Here is a 4,398-nt window from a genome sequence, read left to right as displayed (position 1 = left end):
GGTCCAGAAGCCGCGCTGGCCGCAATAGTTGCACAGATGCGGACAGCCGCGCGAAAACTGCATGACCACGGCCCGCTTGCCGCCCCAGTAGCTGTAACTGGGATGGTCGATCAGTTCCCAGCCGACGCGGTAGGCGTCGAGGTCGGCAATGGTCATGGCCGCCTGTGTGGCGAAGGGGCGGCTGAGATCGTCGCGATAGGCGATGCCGGCCACGCTCGCCGGCGGCTGGCGCATCTCCAGCCCTTCGATCAGCGCCACCACCGTCGCTTCGCCCTCGCCGCGCACGATGAAGTCGAAGGCATCGGTAGCGGCCAGGATGTCGCGCCAATGATAGGTCGGGAAAACGCCGCCATAGATGATGATGGTCGCCGGCTCGCGCTCCTTGATCATGCGCGCGATCACCAAGGCGGTCGGGTGCGCCGAGGTCGAGCCGGAATGGCCGATCAGGACGAAGTCGGGGTGGTCCTCCAGTGCGCTGCGCACGACGTCATCGAGCGGCATCGGCCCGAACTCGGCGTCGACGAGGCGCACCTGATGGCCGGCATCGATCAGCGGCCCGCCGATCGCCAGCAGGCCGAGCGGCGGCAGGTGATCGTCGGGCACGCGGCTGCCGATGGCGGTGTGCGGCGGATTGATCAGGACGATTTTCATGGCGGACCTCCTGGGCAGTTGGTCCGCACAAGCTGGCCGGCGATGTGGACACGTGCTTGGCCCGTTTCAGCAGTTTGCGTGCAGCTTTTCCTCAAGGAGTGCGAAGGGCAGGCATTGTCATCGCCTGAGATGCCCGAGCGGCACATGGCCCGGGCCCTTGATGTTCTGCAGCACCAACTGCGTGTGGACGTCGCGCACGCCGTCGAGCCGCATCAGCCGGTGCATGACGAAAGCGTTGAGCTCGTCGACCGACGGCACCATGACATGCAGCAGAAAGTCATGGTCGCCGGTCATCGTCCAGCACGAGGAAACCTCGTCCATGCGCTGCACGGCGGCGATGAAGCTTTCGGGCGAGCCGTCGCTGTGGCTGACGAGGCGCACCTGGATGAACACCTCGACCATCAGCCCGACAGCGCGGCGGCTGATCACGGCGGCAAATCCCTTGATGATGCCGGCCTCCTGCAGCGCCTCGAAGCGCCGCGCGCATGGTGTCGTCGACAGGCCGATCTCTTGCGCCAGCTCGGAAACCGGTTTGCGCCCGTCGCGCTGCAGGACATCGAGCATCTTGATCTCGAAATCATCGAATCGAGGCATTTTCACTCCTTCCTGGGAATTTCTGAGTGAATATTATCCCGATTTCCGAATTCGAGCCATCATCAAAACCGATTCGCCTCCGCAAATCCGCTTAACGTTCAGCACGTCAGCGATTTGCTTTGCGAGGAGAAAAACCATGACGACGATGAGCGTTGCCGAATACGCCCGCGACTGCGCGGCGCAAGGATTGCGCGGCGACTACTCGGTCTGCCGTGCCGATTTCACCGTGTCGCAGGGTTACGATTACAGCGATGAAGAGCAGGCGGTGTGGCGCACGCTGTGCGACCGCCAGACCAGACTGACGCGCAAGCTCGCCCACCATTCCTACCTCGACGGCGTCGAAAAACTCGGCCTGCTCGACCGTATTCCCGACTTCGACGAGGTCAGCGCCAAGCTGCGCAAACTGACCGGTTGGGAGATCGTCGCGGTGCCGGGGCTCATTCCCGCGGCTCCGTTTTTCGACCATCTCGCCGATCGCCGCTTCCCGGTCACCAACTGGCTGCGGACCAGGCAGGAGCTCGACTACATTGTCGAGCCCGACATGTTCCATGATTTCTTCGGCCATGTGCCGGCGCTGTCGCAACCGGTGTTCGCCGATTTCATGCAGATGTATGGCGAGAAGGCCGGCGACATCATCGCGCTGGGTGGCGACGAGATGATTTCCCGGCTCTACTGGTACACGGCCGAATATGGCCTGATGCGGGAGGCCGGCCAGCCGCTGAAGGCCTTTGGCGCCGGCCTTATGTCGTCGTTTACCGAGCTGCAGTTCGCCGTCGAAGGCAAGGACGCCCACCACGTGCCCTTCGACCTGGAAACGGTGATGCGCACCGGCTACGAGATCGACAAGTTCCAGCGCGCCTATTTCGTGCTGCCGTCCTTCGACGCCTTGCGCGATGCCTTCCAGACCGCCGATTTCGCGGCAATCGTCGCCCGGCGCAAGGACCAGCCGGCGCTCGATCCGGCGACGCTCTAGAGCATTCCAGGAAAAGTGTGAAACGGTTTTCCGTCCGGAATTGCGTCAAACAAAGAGTTAGAGCGGATCGCCGTTCCGTGAAACGGTGAACTGCCCTAGGCAGCATGCTGCCCTGCAGCCGTCAGGCGGTGACCACCTTGCTGAGATGGTCGCCCAGCCGGCAGGCCAGCGCGGTGATCGTCGTCGTCGGGTTGCATTGACCCGACGTGCAGAACACCGAGGAGCCGCCGACATAGAGATTGTCCATGCCGTGCACCTTGCAGTTGGCGTCGACCACGCTCTTGCTGATGTCGGTGCCCATGCGCGTGCCGCCCATATGGTGATGGCCCGCCGTCTCGTCGTTGGTCGGATAGTCCTGACCATTGCTGATCCAGTCGGCAATGCGCACGCGGCCGAGATTCTTCTCGATCAGCGTTGCGCCGAACAGTCTGAGCCCTTCGAGAAGGGTGCGATGTTCCAGTTCGGATTTCTTCCAGTGCAGTTCGATGCGCGGCACGCCGGCATGGTCGACATCGGTCTTCGACAACTCGATCTGGTTGGAGGCCAGCGGCGCCTGTTCCCAGGCGACGTAGAGCTGGGCCGCGCAGCGCAGTCGCTGACTGAGCTGGTAGGACATCCATTCCGCCATGCTGGGCGCCGTGCAGGCGAGGTCGGCGATAAGGCTCTTGACCCCGGGATACGGCGTCTCGATCAGCCGGATGCCGAAGTTCATGATCTGCAGCCGCTCCATGGCGGCAAACGTCGGCGAGAAGAAGGCCTCGTTGACGGCGTCGACCTCGAACGCGTTGTAGTCGGCCAGGATGGCGTTGCCGCCCTCGAAGGTCGGATGCTCCATCCAGTAGCGGCCAAGCGCAGTTGCATTCGGCACGACGCCGCCGTTCGAGCGCTGGTGGGACCACAGAAGCAGCCGCGAATTCTCCAGCCCACCGGTGCAGACGATGAAATAGTCAGCGCTGAACGAGCCGGCATCCTGTCCGTTCGACCACAGCCTGGCGCCAGTCACGCGTCTGCCGTCGCCGGCAAGTTCGGTGGCACAAGTGTTGAGCACCACCGCGATGTTCGTGGCCTTGTCGAGTTCATCGCCGAACTTCTCGGCGAAGCGCACGGCCGGGCTCTTGATCAGCTGCACCCAGCGAATGTCGTCCGAGATCGGCATATCGGGCCGGAGGGCCGGAAGGTCGAGAATATCGCGCACTTCCGGCAGATAGGGTTCGATGTCGGTGCGGGCGATCGGCCAGCCCGTATCGGGTACCCAGGCCTTCGGCTCGAAATCCTGCTTGTCGAGCACGCGGCACCAGCCTGCCCAGTGGTTGGAACTGCCCCCCATGAACCGCAGCCGGGTGATGTCGAGATCGAAATAGAAATCTCCGACCGTGCTGCCCCGGTAAAAGTCCTGCGAGTCGTCGCTGAATTCGCGCGGACCGGCCTCCATCACCACCACCGGAATGCCGGCCGCGCCAAGCTTGCGGGCAATGGTCATGCCGGCCGGACCGGAGCCGAGGATGCAGACCTTCGGGGTGAAGTTCGCAGCGCGATACGCCTCGTAGCTGTCGAAGATCATGCCAGGTCGCTCCGCTTCAGGATCCAGCCATCGACCTCGACGATCTCGTTCGGGTCGGGCTTTGGACCGGCGGCATCGGCATCAGGCAGCTTGCGGAACAAGGACAGGGCAGGCAATGCGATCAACGCCTGCACGAGCGCGCGGCGTGACATTTTCTTGATGATGAAACTCATGGCTGGTCTCTCGGCTGGGCTTCGGCACTGCATGGCGTTCCCAGAACGGCAATTCCCGGAACGACACATGCATCACCGTGGAAGCCAGTATCGTGCCAAGTCTGGCCGCAAAGCAGTGAAAACCCGGCTAAGCGGTACAACCGAGTGCAAACAGGGTTAGAGTTTTCTTAACAGGCCGGTTGCGGCAGATCGGATCACGCCGCCTCGGAAATGCCGGTGTCGATGATCGTCAGGTTACGGCCCTGGTGCTTGGCCTGGTAGAGGCGCCGGTCGGCGGCGCGCATCAACTCCGACACGCTGGCTTCCTCGCCGCAGACAGTACCGCCGATGCTGACCGTGAGCGGAATGGTCCGCTCGTCGACGGGCCGGAAGCGGATCAGCTCGACTTCGCGGCGAATGCGCTCGGCGACGCGCTTGGCCTCCTGCTCGGTGGCGCCAACCAGAAA

At 63.1% G+C, this 4,398-nt stretch carries 6 protein-coding genes; 1 reads left to right on the top strand and 5 read right to left on the bottom strand.

From position 1 onward, the window contains the following. Positions 1–651, bottom strand: a 651-nt coding sequence (locus tag ENZ75_RS22675) for a cobalamin-dependent protein (protein WP_206617079.1), incomplete at its 3' end; no start/stop codon positions are given. Between the two features lie 117 nt (positions 652–768). Next, the gene (locus ENZ75_RS22670) at positions 769–1,245 is read right to left on the bottom strand and encodes an Lrp/AsnC family transcriptional regulator (RefSeq protein WP_024502088.1); all 477 of its coding nucleotides are present in this window, start codon (positions 1,243–1,245) and stop codon (positions 769–771) included. Positions 1,246–1,381: 136 nt separating this feature from the next. Between ENZ75_RS22670 and phhA the strand changes: the two genes are divergently transcribed. Then, positions 1,382–2,218: a phenylalanine 4-monooxygenase gene (phhA, locus tag ENZ75_RS22665; protein ID WP_063169722.1), complete on the top strand. Its 837-nt coding sequence runs from the start codon at positions 1,382–1,384 to the stop codon at positions 2,216–2,218. A gap of 121 nt (positions 2,219–2,339) precedes the next feature. Here the strand turns inward: phhA and ENZ75_RS22660 are convergent, their stop codons facing one another. The 3 genes from ENZ75_RS22660 to ENZ75_RS22650 form a co-directional block, all read right to left on the bottom strand. Further along, positions 2,340–3,779 (bottom strand): GMC family oxidoreductase, encoded by a 1,440-nt coding sequence (locus tag ENZ75_RS22660; RefSeq protein ID WP_128278328.1) that lies wholly within the window; start codon positions 3,777–3,779, stop codon positions 2,340–2,342. Continuing rightward, positions 3,776–3,952 carry a hypothetical protein gene (locus tag ENZ75_RS22655; protein WP_082826619.1) on the bottom strand — a complete coding sequence of 59 codons (177 nt, stop codon included), beginning with the start codon at positions 3,950–3,952 and terminating at the stop codon, positions 3,776–3,778. Before ENZ75_RS22655 ends, ENZ75_RS22660 begins: the two co-directional genes overlap by 4 nt. Positions 3,953–4,146: 194 nt before the next feature. Further along, positions 4,147–4,398: diguanylate cyclase (locus tag ENZ75_RS22650; protein WP_128278327.1), on the bottom strand; the 252-nt coding region annotated here is incomplete at its 5' end.

Source organism: Mesorhizobium sp. M7A.F.Ca.CA.002.04.1.1 (assembly GCF_004022805.1).
In the GTDB taxonomy this organism is placed as follows: Bacteria; Pseudomonadota; Alphaproteobacteria; order Rhizobiales; family Rhizobiaceae; genus Mesorhizobium; species Mesorhizobium ciceri.
The sequence above is the reverse complement of the archived record's forward strand: the minus strand, read 5'-3'. Positions and strand labels throughout refer to the sequence as shown.

Bases quoted from the DNA above. Each gene is read 5' to 3' on its own strand.
- phhA (WP_063169722.1), top strand. From the start codon at position 1,382: ATGACGACGATGAGCGTTGCCGAATACGCCCGCGACTGCGCGGCGCAA.
- ENZ75_RS22670 (WP_024502088.1), bottom strand. From the start codon at position 1,245: ATGCCTCGATTCGATGATTTCGAGATCAAGATGCTCGATGTCCTGCAG.
- ENZ75_RS22655 (WP_082826619.1), bottom strand. From the start codon at position 3,952: ATGAGTTTCATCATCAAGAAAATGTCACGCCGCGCGCTCGTGCAGGCG.
- ENZ75_RS22660 (WP_128278328.1), bottom strand. From the start codon at position 3,779: ATGATCTTCGACAGCTACGAGGCGTATCGCGCTGCGAACTTCACCCCG.